18 protein-coding genes are annotated in these 16,123 nt (G+C 73.1%); 6 read left to right on the top strand and 12 right to left on the bottom strand.

Going from position 1 to position 16,123, the window contains the following annotated elements:
• Positions 1-66: 66 nt before the first annotated feature.
• Both ACIBEA_RS22845 and ACIBEA_RS22840 read left to right on the top strand, forming a co-directional pair.
• Complete coding sequence (locus ACIBEA_RS22845) at positions 67-627, top strand: putative immunity protein (RefSeq protein WP_399263694.1); 561 nt, start codon at positions 67-69, stop codon at positions 625-627.
• Complete coding sequence (locus tag ACIBEA_RS22840; protein ID WP_399263693.1) at positions 624-1,139, top strand: putative immunity protein; 516 nt, start codon at positions 624-626, stop codon at positions 1,137-1,139. The genes ACIBEA_RS22845 and ACIBEA_RS22840 overlap by 4 nt, the downstream gene beginning before the upstream one ends.
• A 34-nt stretch (positions 1,140-1,173) precedes the next feature.
• On the opposite strand, the gene ACIBEA_RS22835 is transcribed toward ACIBEA_RS22840, so the two are convergent.
• Positions 1,174-1,767: a TetR/AcrR family transcriptional regulator gene (locus tag ACIBEA_RS22835; RefSeq protein ID WP_399263691.1), complete on the bottom strand. Its 594-nt coding sequence runs from the start codon at positions 1,765-1,767 to the stop codon at positions 1,174-1,176.
• Positions 1,768-1,903: 136 nt separating this feature from the next.
• Between ACIBEA_RS22835 and ACIBEA_RS22830 the strand changes: the two genes are divergently transcribed.
• A complete protein-coding gene (locus tag ACIBEA_RS22830) occupies positions 1,904-3,340 on the top strand; it encodes an amidase (protein WP_399263689.1) in 1,437 nt (478 codons plus the stop codon).
• An 11-nt stretch (positions 3,341-3,351) separates the two neighbouring features.
• Here the strand turns inward: ACIBEA_RS22830 and ACIBEA_RS22825 are convergent, their stop codons facing one another.
• Entirely contained in the window at positions 3,352-3,540 is a 189-nt protein-coding gene (locus ACIBEA_RS22825) for a hypothetical protein (protein WP_399263687.1), read from the bottom strand.
• A 186-nt stretch (positions 3,541-3,726) separates the two neighbouring features.
• On the opposite strand from ACIBEA_RS22825, the gene ACIBEA_RS22820 reads away from it, so the two are divergent.
• The 3 genes from ACIBEA_RS22820 to ACIBEA_RS22810 are packed head-to-tail and all read left to right on the top strand — an operon-like array spanning position 3,727 to position 5,742.
• Positions 3,727-4,473 (top strand): hypothetical protein, encoded by a 747-nt coding sequence (locus tag ACIBEA_RS22820; RefSeq protein WP_399263685.1) that lies wholly within the window; start codon positions 3,727-3,729, stop codon positions 4,471-4,473.
• Positions 4,461-5,276 (top strand): HEAT repeat domain-containing protein, encoded by an 816-nt coding sequence (locus tag ACIBEA_RS22815; RefSeq protein WP_399263683.1) that lies wholly within the window; start codon positions 4,461-4,463, stop codon positions 5,274-5,276. Before ACIBEA_RS22820 ends, ACIBEA_RS22815 begins: the two co-directional genes overlap by 13 nt.
• A 37-nt stretch (positions 5,277-5,313) precedes the next feature.
• Positions 5,314-5,742 carry an OsmC family protein gene (locus tag ACIBEA_RS22810; RefSeq protein ID WP_399263681.1) on the top strand — a complete coding sequence of 143 codons (429 nt, stop codon included), beginning with the start codon at positions 5,314-5,316 and terminating at the stop codon, positions 5,740-5,742.
• A gap of 79 nt (positions 5,743-5,821) precedes the next feature.
• On the opposite strand, the gene ACIBEA_RS22805 is transcribed toward ACIBEA_RS22810, so the two are convergent.
• The 10 genes from ACIBEA_RS22805 to ACIBEA_RS22760 form a co-directional block, all read right to left on the bottom strand.
• Positions 5,822-7,276, bottom strand: coding sequence for an amino acid permease (locus ACIBEA_RS22805; RefSeq protein WP_399263678.1), 1,455 nt, complete (start codon positions 7,274-7,276; stop codon positions 5,822-5,824).
• 57 nt (positions 7,277-7,333) lie between these two features.
• Positions 7,334-9,106 carry a hypothetical protein gene (locus tag ACIBEA_RS22800; RefSeq protein ID WP_399263676.1) on the bottom strand — a complete coding sequence of 591 codons (1,773 nt, stop codon included), beginning with the start codon at positions 9,104-9,106 and terminating at the stop codon, positions 7,334-7,336.
• Between the two features lie 82 nt (positions 9,107-9,188).
• Positions 9,189-10,424: a kynureninase gene (gene kynU, locus ACIBEA_RS22795; protein WP_399263674.1), complete on the bottom strand. Its 1,236-nt coding sequence runs from the start codon at positions 10,422-10,424 to the stop codon at positions 9,189-9,191.
• Positions 10,418-11,509, bottom strand: coding sequence for a 4-hydroxy-2-oxovalerate aldolase (gene dmpG, locus ACIBEA_RS22790; RefSeq protein ID WP_399263673.1), 1,092 nt, complete (start codon positions 11,507-11,509; stop codon positions 10,418-10,420). The genes kynU and dmpG overlap by 7 nt, the downstream gene beginning before the upstream one ends.
• Positions 11,506-12,420, bottom strand: a complete 915-nt coding sequence (locus ACIBEA_RS22785) for an acetaldehyde dehydrogenase (acetylating) (protein WP_399263671.1) — start codon at positions 12,418-12,420, stop codon at positions 11,506-11,508. Before ACIBEA_RS22785 ends, dmpG begins: the two co-directional genes overlap by 4 nt.
• Positions 12,417-13,490, bottom strand: coding sequence for an amidohydrolase family protein (locus ACIBEA_RS22780; protein WP_399263668.1), 1,074 nt, complete (start codon positions 13,488-13,490; stop codon positions 12,417-12,419). Before ACIBEA_RS22780 ends, ACIBEA_RS22785 begins: the two co-directional genes overlap by 4 nt.
• On the bottom strand, positions 13,487-14,056 hold the full coding sequence (locus ACIBEA_RS22775) for a 3-hydroxyanthranilate 3,4-dioxygenase (RefSeq protein WP_399263666.1): 570 nt from the start codon (positions 14,054-14,056) through the stop codon (positions 13,487-13,489). The genes ACIBEA_RS22780 and ACIBEA_RS22775 overlap by 4 nt, the downstream gene beginning before the upstream one ends.
• The gene (locus ACIBEA_RS22770; RefSeq protein ID WP_399263664.1) at positions 14,053-14,466 is read right to left on the bottom strand and encodes a RidA family protein; all 414 of its coding nucleotides are present in this window, start codon (positions 14,464-14,466) and stop codon (positions 14,053-14,055) included. The genes ACIBEA_RS22775 and ACIBEA_RS22770 overlap by 4 nt, the downstream gene beginning before the upstream one ends.
• A complete protein-coding gene (locus ACIBEA_RS22765; RefSeq protein WP_399263662.1) occupies positions 14,463-15,293 on the bottom strand; it encodes a 2-keto-4-pentenoate hydratase in 831 nt (276 codons plus the stop codon). The genes ACIBEA_RS22770 and ACIBEA_RS22765 overlap by 4 nt, the downstream gene beginning before the upstream one ends.
• Positions 15,290-16,093, bottom strand: a complete 804-nt coding sequence (locus ACIBEA_RS22760) for a 2-keto-4-pentenoate hydratase (protein WP_399263954.1) — start codon at positions 16,091-16,093, stop codon at positions 15,290-15,292. The genes ACIBEA_RS22765 and ACIBEA_RS22760 overlap by 4 nt, the downstream gene beginning before the upstream one ends.
• Positions 16,094-16,123: the final 30 nt, after the last annotated feature.

Here is a 16,123-nt window from a genome sequence, read left to right as displayed (position 1 = left end):
GCGCTGTCCGTGCGGTTCGGGCGGCAAAAAGTCTCCACCGGGCGTTCAAGGATACGATCCAGAGGCATGACACAGAGCAGGCACACGGTGTCGGGTGACTTCGACCTGACGATGGACGAGCTGCGCGTCGTGGCGCACTACGCGGTGCGGCACGCGGAGGACGTCCTGTCGATCTTCGAGCGGGCGGTTCCCGATGATCCGCGCCCCCGCGCGGCCATCGACGCCGCCCGGGGCTTCGTCAACGGCGCCCAGCGGACGGCGTTGCAACGCACCGCGGCCGTCGACGCACATCGCGCGGCCCGGTCCGCCCCTACCGAAGCCTCGCGGCTGGCCGCACGGTCCGCCGGTGACGCCGCGGCGGCCGCGTACTTGCACCCCATCGCCCGGGCCGGCCAGGTCGGCCACATCCTGCGGGCCTGTGCGAACGCCGCACGCGTCGGGGAGCTGGAGGCCGGCGGGGATCCCGCCATCGGGGACGCCCTGCTGGAGCGGTCGCGCCGGCGTGCGACGCCGTTGCTGATCGACGTGTTGCGCCGCTACCCGGCAGCGCCGGCCACCGGCGGCCGGGTCGCCCTGCTGATGAGCGCCCTGGACCTGTCCCTGCGCGAGCAGGGGTCGGCGTCGTGATCCTGCCGACGGTGCGCGATCCCCGATTCGTGACGCTCCGCCGCGGCGGGACCCTCACCGACGCCGACCACCGGCTCCTCGCCCTGTGGGCCGCAGCGTGTGCGGAGCACGTCCTCGACCTCTTCGAGTCGGTCAGGCCCGAGGACCCGCGCCCCCGCCATGCGATCGAGCAGGCACGGGCCTGGGTGCGCGGCGAGGTCAAAATGATGCGGGCGCGCGCGGCGGGCGGCCACGCGATGGGCGCGGCCAGGGACCTGCGCGGGCCGGCCCGGCACGCCGCGTACGCCGCCGGCCAGGCCGGAGCCGTCGCCCACGTGGCCGCGCACGAGCTGGGCGCGGCCGCCTACGCGATCAAGGCCGTACGCGCCTCGGTACCGGAAGCGGAGGGCGCGGCCGCCGCTCGACGCGAATGCCGGTGGCAGCGCGAGCAGCTCCCGGCGGCGATCCGCGACCTCGTGCTCGACGACCAGCGCCTGCGCAACGACATCTGCTGGTCGGTCTTCGACTGCTGAAGCGGTCGTGCCTCCGCCCGGGGCGACTCGCGGCTCACCCCCAGAGGGCGGCCAGGTGGGCGTGCAGGACCTCCTCGGCCTCTCGGGGAGTGAGGTTGCCGATGAGGACGTGCGTGGTGAGGCCGTCCGCGAGGGCGATGAGGGTGCGGGCCTCGCGCTGCGGGTCGAGGGGCGCGGGGCCGTCGGTGTCCCGGCCGGCTTCCGCGATGAGGCGGGTGAACGCCTCGTACAGGGCCGCGTAGTTCGCTTTCAGCGTCTTCGCGAGCGCCTCGCTGACGGTGGCCTGCGCGACGAAGGCGAGCCAGACCCTGGCCTCGGTCCGGTGCTCCTCCCTGAGCAGCGCGATCTCCGTGGCCGCGTGCCCGAGGGAGGTTGCGGCCGATTGGGCCGGGCTCCTGAGGAGACGGGCCCGTACACGCTCCATGATCTGCTCGCTGATGTGTCCGAGCGCGAACACGAGCATCTCTTCCTTGGTGTGGAAACAGCGCTGGACGGCGCCCATCGACACCTGCGCGCGGGCCGCGACGTCGCGAAGGGTCACGCCCTCCAGCCCGCGCTCGTCGGCGAGCCGACAGACGGCCTCGGCGATGAGGCGCCGCCGCCCTTCGTGATCGACCTGCCTGGGCATGTCCGACCCCGCCTTTCCCCGCAGTTCCCTCAGCGCTCCGCTGCGACAGCACTTTATGCGATGCGCTCGCATCGGTTCCAGAGTACGGTGCTGTTCCGATGCAAGCGCATCGGAACATGACGGGGAGAGAACAGCCATGCAGGAAGCCCTCTGGACGATGTCGGCCGCCGCTCAGGCGGAGGCCGTGCGCGGCGCGGAGATCTCGGCCGTCGAACTGGTCGACAGCCATCTGGACCGGATCAGCGAGGTCAACCCGCAGGTGAACGCGGTCACGCAGCTGCTGGCCGAGCGCGCGCGTGCGGCCGCGGCGCGGCTGGACCGTCGGCGCGCGGCCGGTGAGGTGCTGGGACCGCTGGCGGGCGTGCCGTTCACGGTGAAGGAGAGCACCCCGATCGAAGGCGTGCCGACCACCTTCGGCGCGGAGCGCTTCCGCGACCTGGTGGCGCCGGCCGACGCGCTCCCGGTCGCACGGCTGCGCGCGGCGGGGGCCGTCCCCATCGGGCACAGCAACATCCCCACCCTGATCCTGGCCGGGATGCACACGCGCAGCGAGCTGTTCGGCGACACGGTCAACCCGTGGGACCGCAGCCGCACCCCGGGCGGCTCCAGCGGGGGCGACGCGGTGGCCGTGGCCACCGGCATGGCGGCGCTCGGGCTCGGCAACGACTCCGGCGGGTCGGTGCGCATCCCGGCCCAGTTCTGCGGGGTGGCCGGGCTGAAGCCCTCGACGGGCCGGTTCCCCGCCGATCACCGCGTGCTCGGCCCGGACGACCCCGGACCCGCCTCCCAACTACTCGTCACCGACGGCCCCTTGGCCCGCACCGTGGGCGATCTCCGGCTCGCCTACGAGGTCCTGGCGGGCACCGATCCGCGCGATCCGCGCGCCATGCCGGTGCCCGCGTACGGCCCGCCGCTCCCCGGACGCGTGAAGGTCGCGGTCGTCGCCGATCCCGGCGGGCACGGCGTCCACCCCACGGTGCGCGCAGCGGTCACGATCGCGGCCGACGCGCTCCGGGACGCCGGCTACGACGTCCGCGAGGTGGCGGACGTACCGCGACTGGACGAGGCCCTGGAGGCGTACGGCCGGATCGCGGTGACCGAGTTCGCCCCGTCCTGGCCGGTGGTGCGCACGCTGCTCGGCCAGGGCGGCGACCGCTACATCGCGATGATGATGGAGCGGACCCCGCCCGCGAGCGCGGCCGAACTCGTGCAGCTGATGGGCACGTGGCTGAGCATCCGTCGCTCGTGGGCCGAATTCCTCGACGCCTACCCGCTGTTGCTCGGCCCGGTCTTCACCGAGCCACCGGTCGAGCCGGGGCTGGAGTCGCGCGACCGGGCCGGGCGGGACCGGGTCGGGTCGGCCATGCGCCTGTGCACCGTGACCAGCTTCGTGGGCGTTCCCGCCGTGGCCGTGCCGACGGGACTGGTCGACGGACTCCCCTGCGGGGTGCAGGTCGTCGGCCGCGCGTTCCGGGAGGACCTGTGCCTGGACGCGGCCCGGGCGATCGAGGACCGGCTCGGCGTCCTCACCCCCGTCGACCCGCGCCCGGCGCTGATGCCGAGGCGCGGATAGTGCGGAGCGTCTCAGTGGCCGCGCAGCCACCATTCGAGGACGACGACGGCGGCCGCGCCCGTGGAACCCGCGAGGCTGAGCGCGATGCGGTGCCCGCCCTCGCGCCAGGTCCGGCGCCAGGACGGGGTGACCGGCGGGAGGGGGCACACCGGCGCGGGCCTCGGGCGGCGGCGCTTGTGGGGCTTGGAGGCACTGGGCATGGTCTTCTCCTGACGTGACGTCATCGGCTCGACCCCGACTCTCGCCCCCGGCCCCGGCCCCGCCCGCTGTCCGGAAACCCGGGCGCCCCGGGCAACTGGGCGGATAGCCTGCCAGTTCAGCGCCGCCCGAGTGCGGCTCCCCGGGTCGCCCGCCCCGGGCGCGCGCGGACCAGGGGGTGTCGGTTCATGGGTTTCGCTCGTGAGGAACTGCGCAGGGCGCTGCTGGACTTGCAGGAGGCCGCGGCCGGCACGGAGCCCGAGCGGAGCCAAGCCGAACTGCAACGGCAGGTGCGGCGCACGGGACTTCCGGGCACGGAGCGCTTCCACGGACAGCGCGCCAGCGAGTGGGCGACGGAGTCCGCCGCGGAGTTCCGTCTGCCGAAGACTCCGGACGTCCTCCTGGCGGTGGTCGCCGTATGGCTGTCCTGGACGCGGCAGCGGACCTTGGATTCGGACGGTCGGATGCGGCAGGAGTGGCTGGCCGCGCCCGCGGGCGGCCGGTCCTGGCTGCGTCGGTACGAGGACGCCGCCGCGGAGGCGAACGGGGCCCGGCGCTCCCGGGACCGCCGGGGCGGCCTCGACGCCCGGACGGACGCCGCGATCCGCGCGTACCTCCAGTGGCTGGTGCAGACACACGGCCGGCTGAACATGGACGTGCTGGAAAACCTCTCCCGGGCACAGGTCGAGTCGTTCATCGGCCGTTGGTACACCGCGGCCCACCCCGACGACCCCGGCGAGGCCGCCCGCCTCACCCGCCGACTGACCGACGCCGTGCGCGACTTCCCCTCCGTGGCCGAACTCGCGCGGAACCCGAAGTCCGGCAGATCCTGCTCGCGCTGGCGCGCAACGAAGCCCTGCCCGCCGACGTTCGGGACGGCGCGGTGTGGAGGCTGGGATCGCAGTGGCCGCAGGACTTGGAGGTGCGCCGGCTGATCCTCGCACTCGCCCGCCATCCGGACCCCAAACTCCGTTGGCAGATGCTCGAATTCATGGCGGAGTTCTGGCCGCACGACTCCGAGGCACGTCGAGCGACGATCGCCGCCACGCGTGACGACGCGGCCACCGTTCGCCAGACGGCGTTCGAGATCGCCCGATACACCTGGCCCGGGGATCTCGAACTGCGGGCCGCACTCATGGCGGGCGTGCGGGACGCCGCCGGCGACGTCCGCTGGATCGCCGTGCAGAGCCTCGCCCGCCTCTGGCCCCAGGAGGATGAAGCGCGGCAGGTCGTGCTCGCCGCCCTCGATGATGGCGACGCCACAGTCCGGAGCACTGTGGTGGAGGCGCTGGCCGAGCAGTGGCCGGACCGTCCTGAAGTGCGGCGGGCCGTACTCGCGGCGATCGGTGACCCGGACTCCACCGTACGAAACAGCGCTCTGCGGCTGTCGGGCGACCGCTGGCCCGGGCACGACGAGGTCCGGGCCCCCGCCCTGCTGGCGACGACGGACGAGGATCCATGGGTAGCCCTGACCGCCCTCAAGGTGCTGGCACAACGCTGGCCGGACGACCCGGAGACCCGCGCCGCCGTGGAGCACTGCGCGGACGGCCCGCTGCGCGTGGAGGCCCTGCGGCTGCTCGCCCTGGTCTGGCCCCGGGACGCCGCGACCCTGCGCACCGTCGAACGGGCCGCCCGGGAGGTCCCGGCGGCGGAGCGCGCCGTCACCACATCGCTCCTGACCTTCCTCGCCGGCTTCGCCGCCGCGTCCCCCGACGACACACCCGGTGCCCGCAGGTGACGCGCGCGGTCCGGGCATGGGGGTCTACGGTCGGGGCATGACTGCTGAATCACTGCGTTCCGTCACCGTCGAGCGGATCGGGCCGGGGCTGTTCACCGCCACCAATGCCCGTGGGGGCACCATCACCTTCAGTACGGGTTCCGGGGAGGGGTTCACGCCCGTGGAGCTGTTGCTCGCCGCGATCGGCGGGTGTTCCGCGGCTGACGTGGAGGTCGCGACCTCGCGGCACGCGGAGCCCGCCGTCTTCTCCGTCGACGTCAGTGGGCACAAGGTGCAGGACGAGGGCGGGGGGAACCTGATGACGGACCTGGAGGTCGCCTTCACCGTCGGCTTCCCCGAGGGGGAAGGCGGTGACCGGGCGCGGGCGATCCTGCCGCGTGCCGTGAAGACCTCGCATGACAAGCTCTGCACGGTCAGCCGCACGGTGGAGGCCGGGGCGCCCGTCGTGACGAAGGTCGTCGGGTAGGGCGGCCCACACATGTCGCGAAGCGGTCGGCCGCCCCTGCCCAGGGGCGGCCGACCGCTCGCCGCGGCGGTCCGGGCCCTCAGGCCCGCTTGCGGCGGCCGGCCGCGATCAGGGCGTAGGCGATCAGGAGCACGACGGTGAAGGCGAGGCCCACCCCTGCCGCCTGGCGCATGTCCGGGACCTCGATCGCGGTGGCGGCGACGGCGAGGACCCCCGCGCCGGCCACCACCGCGAGCACCGGACCGCCGAGGACGCTGAAGCCGGTGAAGTCCGCCGGGTGCGCGTCCCGGTGGCGGCGGAAGGCGACGTACGAGGCGAGGATGAGCAGCCAGACGAGCAGTACCGCGAACAGGGCGATGGACATCAGGATGCCGAAGATGCCGCCGACGTCGTAGAAGGCGAGGAGTGCGGCGACCGCGATGCCCAGGGTGGACGCGGCCAGGGCCGCGGCCGGCACGCCCCGGGCGGTGAGTGCGGCCAGCGGGGCCGGAGCCAGACCGTCGGCGCCGAGGGAGTGGAGCAGCCGGGAGGCTCCGTACAGGTGGGCGTTGGCCGCGGAGATCGCCGCGATGAGCACCACGAGGTTGGTCAGGGTGGCCGCGGCGGGCACGCCGACGTCGGTGAAGACCCGCACGAACGGGCTCGCCTCCACGCTGCCGTCACCGGCGGCGAGGCGCTGCCACGGGATCACGGCCATGACCAGGGTGATGGACAGGACGTAGAACACGCTGAGCCGCCAGGCGAGTTGTCGCATCGCGGTACGGATGGTGCGCTGCGGGTCGGTCGCCTCGGCGGAGGCGATGGCGACGACCTCGAAGCCGGCGTACGCGAACATCACCACCGACATGGCGATCCAGATCGACTTCGCGCCGTGCGGCATGAAACCGCCGTCGTCGGTGAGGTGCGCGAAGCCGGTGGCCCCGCTGTCCGGCAGGCCGAAGAAGACGAGGAAGGCGGCGCACAGGATGAAGGCGCACAGGGCGGTCACCTTGATGGTGGACAGCCAGAACTCGGTGGTGCCGAAAGACTTCACGTTGATGACGTTGACCGCGAGGACCACCGCCGCGACCGCGAGGATGGCCGCCGTCATCGGCACGCCCGGCCACCACCAGCGTATGTAGAGCGCGGACGCGACGACCTCGGTGCCGATGACGACGACGGCGCTGAACCAGTACGTCCAGCGGGTGAGGAACCCGGCCCAGGGACCGAGGTACTTGTGCGCGATGACGCCGAAGGAGCCCTGGACCGGGTGGGCCGCGGACATCTCGCCGAGCAGCACCGCGATGATCGCGACGAGGACGGCTCCGATGGCGTACGAGACGATCGCGGCCGGACCGGCGGCGCCCATCGCGGAGCCGGAGCCGAGGAAGAGGCCGGTGCCGAGGGCCGAGCCCAGGCCGATCATGGTGGTCTGGCGGTGGGTGAGCGACCGCACCAGGCCCGGCTGCTGCGGGGACGGACCTTCGGGGGACCCGGCGGGAGCGGGTGCGGGCACGGGTGCGGGCGAGGGGGCGGGTCTTTCCGGAGCGGCCATGGCGGGGACGTCCTTCTCTACGGAGAGCTGGCGGTGAGGGAGCGGGGCGGGAGCTGCTCAGAACTCGCTGTTGCGGAAAGGCTTTTCGGGGCGCGTCAGGTGCGGCTGTCCCAGGACCTTCTGCGAGGACAGCGCGTAGATGCCGTGATTGGTCAGCACCCAGGCGATGTTGCGGTCCCACTCCACGTACACGCCGTGGGTCTGGTTGCCGTAGGCGTAGTCCGGGGTCTCGGGGCCGTACGCCTTGGGGACGAAGTACGCCTCGATCTCGGGCCTGGCCGGGTTCTTCACGTCGAAGAACTGCACGCCCGCGTTGTAGAAGCCGTACCCGAGGACGCCGGCGTCGTGCTTTCCGGGGTTGGTGTAGTAGCCGGTGCGCTTGGGGCCGAAGCTGCCGCGCCGCTGACAGAAGTCCTGGAAGCCGGCCGCCTTGGGCGGGGTCGGGCGGGCCAGGGTGCCGACGACGCGCGGGTGCTTCGGGTCCTTGGCGTCGATCTGGTAGACGTCCTTGTACGGCTCGTAGCAGTCCTCGGTGAGCGGGTAGCCCGAGTAGTAGATCAACCCGGTCCTCTCGTACTGCGACACGTCGATGTTGTCGCCCTCGGTGCCGGAGACGGAGGGCGGCAGGTCGAGGTGGCCGACGGCCTTCATGTCGGCCGGGTCGGAGATGTCGAGGACGGTCAGGCCGTAGCCGCCCATGGCGGCGAAGGCGTAACGCCCGCCCTGTTCCACCGGCTTGGGGATGAAGAGCGGCATCCGCGCGCCCATCCAGCTGGTGCGGTTGCCGCAGCGCGGGTTGGTCCGGTACGCCGCGTCCTCGCCGGTGCGCTGGCCCGGCAGGTGCCAGGTGTCGAGCAGCTTCGGGTGCGCGGGGTCGGACATGTCCCAGGACTGGTAGCCGGCGGAGTGCAGGTTGGTGGGGTATTCGGTGCCGGAGTAGGTGTCGTTCGGGGCGGTGGCGATGAACATGTACTTCTCGCCGGTCCAGTACGGCACGTCGAGCGAACCGGAGCCCTGCTGGGCCTTGTTCGGGTCGGAGGACAGCGGGTCCCGCTGGGTGGAGTCGGTGGAGACCGTGCTGAGGAGCTTCCAGTCCTTCTTGCGGGGGCCGTCCAGACGGAAGACCTTGAAGCCCTTCAGGCCGGGCTTGCCGCGGAGCTTCTCGACGCCGGCCGGGTTGCCGTACTTGTCGTGGCCGGGCTCGTCGGTGAGTTCGGAGATCTGCCGCTTGTCCTCGAAGCTCTGCACCATCACGTAGGCGCGCAGCTTCTTGTTCCACTGGATGGTGGAGGCGCCCCAGTAGTCGTTGGCGGCCCAGGAGGCATTGGCCTTGGTCTCGTCGCCTCCGATGTCCGCGCGCGACATCTTCTCGACGACCGTCACCTTCTTCACGTCGGTGATGTCGTAGACGCGGCCCTCCGAGCGGTCGTACTGGAAGAGGTAGCGGCGGCCGTCGAAGTCGACGACGTTCTGCCAGGTGTGGAAGAAGTCGGGGGTGAAGTCGGCTCCCTCGTAGGCGGCTTCGACCTTCATGTTCTTGATGTACGAGCGGGTGTCGTAGTTCTCGTTGCGGCCCGGGAAGGAGTGTTCGTGCTCCTCGTCGACCGGGGTGAGGGCGGGGTGGCGGAAGGTCCCGTCGAGCTGCACGCCGTACGCGCCGGGGTCGGCGGGGCCGGGGCGGCGGTCCTCGCAGACGTCGCGGATGTTCGGGTCCTCGGCGGTGGTCGCCGTCGAGGCGGTGGTCGCGGTGGCGCCGGGCGCGAGCAGGGTCGCGACGGTGGCGACGGCCACGGCCGTGGCCAGTGCCGCCGTGGTGCGCAGGGATCTCATGTGAGTCCTCGAAGGTCTCGGCTGCGGGGGGGGCGGAGAAAGAGAGGAAAGGAGTGGCGGAGGCGGGGCGGTGCGCGGGGCCTCAGGTGACGGTGGGGCGCTGCTGGAACTCCGGGGCCCGGTGGGCGGACGTCGTCGCGATGTCGCGCAGCTCGCGTACGGCGTGCAGTACGTCCGCGTGGGTGAGGTAGAGCGCGTTGAAGCCGAAGCGCAGCAGGTCGGGGGCCCGCATGTCGCCGATGACGCCGCGCGCGGTGAGGGCGGCGACCAGCGGGTACGCCTCCAGGTGGCGCAGCGCGACCTGGCTGCCGCGGCGTTCGGGGTCGCGCGGGGTGGCCATGGTGAAGCCGAGGCCGTCGAGGAGCGCGTCGGCACATTCCTGGAAGAAGCCCGTCAGGGACAGGCTCTTGGTGCGTACGGCCGCCATGTCGACGCCGTCGTAGGCGGTGAGCGCCGCTTCCAGGGCGATCAACGAGAGCAGCGGCGGGGTGCCGATGCGGGCGCGGGTGATGCCGGGTGCCGGGGCGTACGTACCGGACATCGCGAACGGCCGCGCGTGCCCGTGCCAGCCGGTGACGGGATGGTCGAAGTCCTCCTGGTGCCGGTGGGCCAGGTAGGCGAAGGCGGGGGCGCCGGGACCGCCGGAGAGGTACTTGTAACCGCAGCCCACCGCGAAGTCGGCCCCGATCGCGTCGAGTTCGATGGGCAGCGCGCCGGCGGCGTGGCAGAGGTCCCAGTGCACGAGTGCCCCGGCCGCGTGGGCGGCGGCGGTGAGGGCCGCCATGTCGTACAGCTCGCCGGTGCGGTAGTCGACGGGGGCGTACGCGGCGACGGCGACCCGATCGCCCTCGGCGGCCAGCACCCCCGCGGCCTCGCGGGCGGGGACCCGGCGGACGTCGAGGCCGAGCAGCCGGCCGACGGAGTCGGCGACGTACTGGTCGGTGGGGAAGTGGTCCGGGTCGGTGAGCAGCAGTTGGCGGCCCGGGCGCATGCGGGCGGCGGCGAGCAGGGTGTTGAAGAGCTGGACGCTGGTCGAGTCGCCGACGACGACCTGACCGGGGGCGGCGCCGACGAGGCGGCCGATGGCATCGCCGGTGCGGACAGGGGCGTCCCACCAGCCATTCGCGTTCCAGGAGCGGATCAGGTCGGTGCCCCACTGGCGGTGCAGGGCGTCCTCGACCGCGGCGGGGACGGCGGTGGGCAGGGCGCCCAAGGAGTTTCCGTCGAGGTAGACGACGTGCTCGGGGAGGGTGAAGCGGTCGCGCACGTGGGCGATCGGATCGGCGGAGTCCAGCTCGGCGGCGCGCTGTTTCAACATGCGGGTACGTCCTCCGTACAGGAAGGGGTGGCGCTGTGGGCGGGGGCCGGGGTGGGGGTGAGCGTGGGGGCGTCCGCGCCGGGTTCCCGGCGCAGGTCGAGCGCGATGTCGGTGAGCAGGTCCTCCTGCCCGCCGACGAGCCTGCGGCGGCCCGCCTCGACGAGCAGGTCGCGGGTGTCCAGGCCGTGCCGGGCGGCGGTGGTCTCGGCGTGCCGCAGGAAGCTGGAGTACACCCCGGCGTAGCCGAGCGTCAGCGTCTCGCGGTCGACGCGCACGGGCCGGTCCTGGGTGGGGCGTACGAGGTTCTCGGCGGCGTCGGTGAGCGGGAAGAGGTCGCAGCCGTGCTCCCAGCCCAGCAGGTCGAAGACGGCGACGACGGGTTCCAGCGGGGCGTTCCCGGCGCCGGCGCCCTGTCCGGCGAGCGAGGCGTCGACCCGGTGCGCGCCGGCCTCGACGGCGACGATGCTGTTGGCGACGCCGAGGCCGAGGTTGTGGTGGGCGTGGATGCCGATCTCGGTGCCGGGTTCGAGGACGTCGCGGTAGGCGCGGACCCGGTCGCGGACCCCGTCCATGGTGAGGCGGCCGCCGGAGTCGGTGACGTACACGCAGTGCGCCCCGTACGACTCCATCAGCCGTGCCTGGAGGGCGAGTTCGGAGGGATCGGCGAGGTGGGACATCATCAGGAAGCCGGCGACGTCCATGCCCAGCTCGCGGGCGAGCCCGATGTGCTGGGCGGAGATGTCGGCCTCGGTGCAGTGGGTGGCCACGCGTACGGAGGTGACGCCGAGCGCGTGGGCGCGGCGCAGGTCTTCGGCGGTGCCGATGCCGGGCAGCAGGAGCGTGGTGAGCCGGGCGCGCCGCAGGACGTCGGCGGCCGCCTCCAGCCATTCCCAGTCGGTGTGGGCGCCGGGTCCGTAGGTGACGGAGGAGCCGGACAGGCCGTCGCCGTGGGCGACTTCGACGGCGTCGACGCCGGCCGCGTCGAGCGCGGCGGCGATGGCGCGGACCTGGTCGACGGTGTAGCGGTGGGAGACGGCGTGCATGCCGTCGCGCAGGGTCACGTCCTGGACGTAGACGCGGGTCATCGGGCCGGGCTCCGTTCGGCCAGGCGCTCGGCGGTGCGCAGCGCGGCGGCGGTCATGATGTCGAGGTTTCCGGCGTAGGCGGGCAGGTGGTGGGCGGCGCCCTCGACCTCCAGGTACACCGAGACCAGGAGGCGGCCCGCGCCGGCGAGCCCGACCAGGGGGTCGTCGGCGGCCAGGGTGCGGAACTGGGGCTGCTGCTTGAGCCGGTAGCCGGGGACGTAGGCGGCGACGGACGCGGCCATCTCGCGCACGGAGTCGGCGACGCGGTCGGTGTCGCAGTCGTCGACGACGCAGTGCACGGTGTCGCGCATGAGGAGCGGTGGTTCGGCCGGGTTGAGCACGATGATGGCCTTGCCGCGGGTCGCGCCGCCGACCTGCTCGATGGCACGGGCGGTGGTCACCGTGAATTCGTCGATGTTGGCCCGGGTGCCGGGTCCCGCGGAGCGCGAGGCGATGGAGGCGACGATCTCGGCGTAGTGGACCGGGGCGACGCGGGAGACGGCGGCGACGACGGGGATGGTGGCCTGGCCGCCGCAGGTGACCATGTTGACGTTCGCGGCGTCCAGGTGCTCGTCGAGGTTGACCGACGGGACGACGTACGGGCCGATGGCCGCGGGGGTCAGGTCGATGAGCGTCTTGCCGTGGGGCGCGAGGGCGGCGGCGTTGGCGCGGTGGGCGGCGGCGGAGGTGGCGTCGAAGACGATGTCGATGTCGTCGAAACCGTCCAGGGCGATGAGGCCCTGCACTCCGTCGGCGCTGGTGGGGACGGAGAGGCGGCGGGCGCGGGCGAGCCCTTCGGAGTCGGGGTCGATGCCGATCATCGCGGCGGCGGTGACCACGCCCCGGCCGCGGATCAGTTTGACGAGCAGATCGGTGCCGATGTTGCCGGAGCCGATGACGGCGGCCTTCATCGCGCGGCCTCCTTCTCCATGTCGTGTGCGGTGCGGTCCGGGGCGCGGTCCGGGGGCCGGTCCCCCACCAGGTCCTCCAGCCCGAAGAACCGGACGGCGTTGCCGCCCAGCACCGCCTCCTTCTCGTCCGCGGTCAGCCCGCTCTCCCGCACCAGCCGGCCGATGTCCTCCTCGCCCAGCGGGAAGGGGTGGTCCGAGCCGAGCAGTACCCGCTCCGCACCCATCACGTCCACCAGCAGGCGCAGCGCGCCCGGGTCGAAGACGGCCGAGTCGACGGAGAACCGGTCGGTGTAGGCGGACGGCGGGCGCGGACTGTCGGCGCGCACCAGGTCCCGGCGGTGCCAGGCGTTGTCGGCGCGGCCCAGCAGGTAGGGGAAGCTGCCGCCGCCGTGCGCGAACAGCAGCCGCAGCGAGGCGGGCAGCCTCTCGAAGGCGCCGGAGAGGATCAGCGACAGGATCGTCAGGTGGGTCTCGGCCGCCATCCCTGCGAGCCAGGCGAGCATGTAGCGGGAGAACCGCGGTCCGGTGGGCAGGTCCCAGGGGTGGACGAGGACGGCGGCGCCCTCGTCGGCGCAGTGCGCGAGGAACTCCACCAGGGCGCCGTGGTCCAGGTCGCGGTCGCCGAGGTGATTGCCGATGTGGACGCCGCGGAAACCCTGGCGCATCGCCTCGGAGAGCGTGGCGCAGGCCGCCTCCGTGTCCTGCAGCGGCACCTGGCACAGGGGCGCCAACCGGTCGGGAGCGTACGAACTGTACGCGAGCAGCCCCTCGTTGACGGCCCGGCACCAGTCGACGGCTCGATCGGCGGGCAGCGAGTAGCCGAACATCAGCGGGGTGCTGGACAGCACCTGCACCGCCACCCCGAGGCGATCGAGGTCCGCGACGCGGGCGGCGGGGTCCCACAGCGTGCGCCCCACCGGCCGGTACTCTTCGGCGCCGGCCATCATCATCCCGGCGTCCGGACCGTCCGAGGTCCGCAGCCAGGGGGCCTCGTCGGACCCGGTGAGGCTCCGCGACCGGGCGCGGGTGATCTCCGGGAAGACGTGGGCGTGGATGTCGACGACGGTCATGCGTCCGCCCCGTCCCGCCGGGTCCGCGGGCGCATCTCCTCGGGCCACTCCTTGCCGGGGTGCACGGCCTTGCAGTTGCCGCAGGTGCGGGCGGCCTCGTCGGCGTAGAAGGCGTTGAAGATCGGCGGCAGGTCGTCGACGATCGAGGTCAGCTGCACCTCGCTGCGGTGCACCAGGTGGTGGCATCGCGTGCAGTACCACTCGAAGGCGTCGAGGCTGCCCTCGGGGCGGGCGAACTCGACGACCATGCCGATGCTGCCCTCTTCCGGGCGCTGCGGCGAATGCCGTACGTGCGGCGGCAGCAGGAAGACGTCGCCCTGACGGATGTGGATGTCGCGCGGGGGTCTGCCCTCCTCGTCCATGACCCGCAGCACCATGTCGCCCTCCAACTGGTAGAAGAACTCCTCGATCGGGTCGTCGTGGAAGTCGGTGCGCCGGTTGGGGCCGCCGACGATGGTCACCATCAGGTCGGCGTCCTGCCAGATCTGGACATTGCCGACGGGCGGTCGGAGGAGGTGGCGATGTTCCTCGATCCAGGCGTGGAGGTTGAACGGGGTCGCGGTCATGCGTGCAGCTCCTGCGGCAGGTGGGCGATGGCACTGATCTCGATCAGCAGGTGGGGGTGGGGGAGTTGGTGGACGGCGACGGTGGTGCGCACCGGTCCGTCCTCGTCGAAGTACTCCGCGTAGACCTCGTTGTAGCCGCCGAAGTCGTTCATGTTCACGAGGTAGGTGGTGACGGAGACCAGGTCGGTGAGGCCGCCGCCGGCGGCGCCGAGCAGAGCGCCGATGTTCTCGATGACGGCCCGTGTCTGGGCCCGGACGTCCAGGTCGGTGACGCCCATCGGGTCGGCGGCCGCGCCGACGATGGTGCCGTCGGGGCGGCGCGAGCTGGTGCCGGAGACGTAGACGAGGTCGCCGGCCCGGCGCAGGTGCGGGAAACGGCCACGGGGCTCCGCGGCGCCGGGGACGATCATGCGGACTCCTTCGTAGCGGAAGGGGTGGTGGCGGTGGGGGCCGTGCTGAACCGGACGCTGCCGAGGGTGGCGACCGTGGCCCGTACGTGGGTGCCGGGCGGCAGCGGTACGGCGGCGGTCGCCGCGCCGGCGAGGATCACGGTCCCGGCGGGCAGCTCCCCGGCGAGCCGGGCCGCGGCGGCCAGGGCCCGCAGCGGGTGCCCCAGGATCGCGGCGGTCGAACCGGACTGGGCCGGACGCCCGTCGATCTCCAGCAGCACGCCGAGGTTGGCCAGGCCGCCGGGGTGCGTCAGCTCGCCCGCGGCGGTCCACGGGCCCACGGCGTAGCCGGCGGCGGAGGTGTTGTCGGCGATGACCTCGGGCAGGGAGAAGGCGAAGCCGTCGTACCGCGAGTCGATGACCTCCAGTGCCGGGGCCACCGCGGCGACGGCGGCCACCGGGTCCCCGCCGGGGACGAGGGTGTCCCCGAGCAGGAAGGCGACCTCGGGCTCGACCCGCGGATGGATCAGACCCGAGACGTCGTACCGGCCGCCGTCGGTGATGTGCATCCGGTCGGTGATCCGACCGTGGATCAGGTCGGACACCCCCATCTGCCGCATCTTGGCGAGGCTGGTGAAACCGAGCTTGAAGCCCGTGATCCGCTCGCCGCGCGCCGTCATCCGGGCCACCAGCGCCCGCTGGACGGCGTACGCCTCGTCGGTGGTGGTGAGCCCGGTGCTCCCGCCGGCGACCGTGCGGGCGTCGAGGGCGGCGGTGTCGAGCCGCTCGGCGAGGGCGCCGACGTCGAGGCCGGTGGGGGTGTGGGTGCGGGCGGGGGTGCGGCTCATCGGGCCTCCCCCGCCGGTGCCTGCGCCGGGTCGGACCCGAAGGCCGCGCGGACCGAGCCGAGGCCCTCGATGCGCGCTTCGAGCACGTCGCCGGGGGCGACTGCAGCCATGGGACCGAGTGCGCCGGTGAGCACGGTGTCCCCCGCCCGCAGCGGACGCCCCAGGCGTACGAGCGTGTCGGCGAGCCAGACCGCGGCGTGCAGCGGATTCCCGAGGCAGGCGGCGCCGGCGCCGGTGGAGACGGGCTCACCGCGCAGCTCCAGGACCATGCCGGCGGTGCGCAGGTCGAGGTCGCGGAGCAGTACGGGCCGGTTGCCGAGGACGTACGCGCCGCTGGAGGCGTTGTCGGCGATGGTGTCGACGGCGGTGATGTCCCAGTCGCGGATGCGACTGCCGACGATCTCGATGGCGGGCAGCACGAAGGCGGTGGCCCGGATGACGTCGGCGACGGTGTGCCGTTCGTGGTCCAGGTCGCCTTCCAGGACGAGCGCGACCTCGGCTTCCGCCTTGGGCTGGAGCACGGCGCCCCAGGGCAGGTCGGCGCCGTCGGGTACAGCGGTGTCGTCGAACAGGGCGCCGAAGTCAGGGGTGTCCACGCCGAGCTGCGCCTGTACGGCGGCCGAGGTGAGCCCGACCTTCCAGCCGGTGATGCGCCGGCCCTCGTCGAGGCGGCGGTCGGTGAGCAGGGCCTGGACGGCGTAGGCGCTGTCCAGGTCGCCGACCGGCAGGACGTCACGGACGGGGGCGCAGGGCACCCCGGTACGGCGCGCCCGGTCGAGGAGCTCGGCGGCCCGCGCCAGGGCGGCGGGCGTGGCGGCGGGGACGGGGGC

The organism is Streptomyces sp. NPDC051555, assembly GCF_044454405.1.
Lineage (GTDB): Bacteria > Actinomycetota > Actinomycetes > Streptomycetales > Streptomycetaceae > Streptomyces.
Note: the sequence above shows the minus strand (reverse complement) of the source record. Positions and strands in the feature narration are given on the sequence as shown.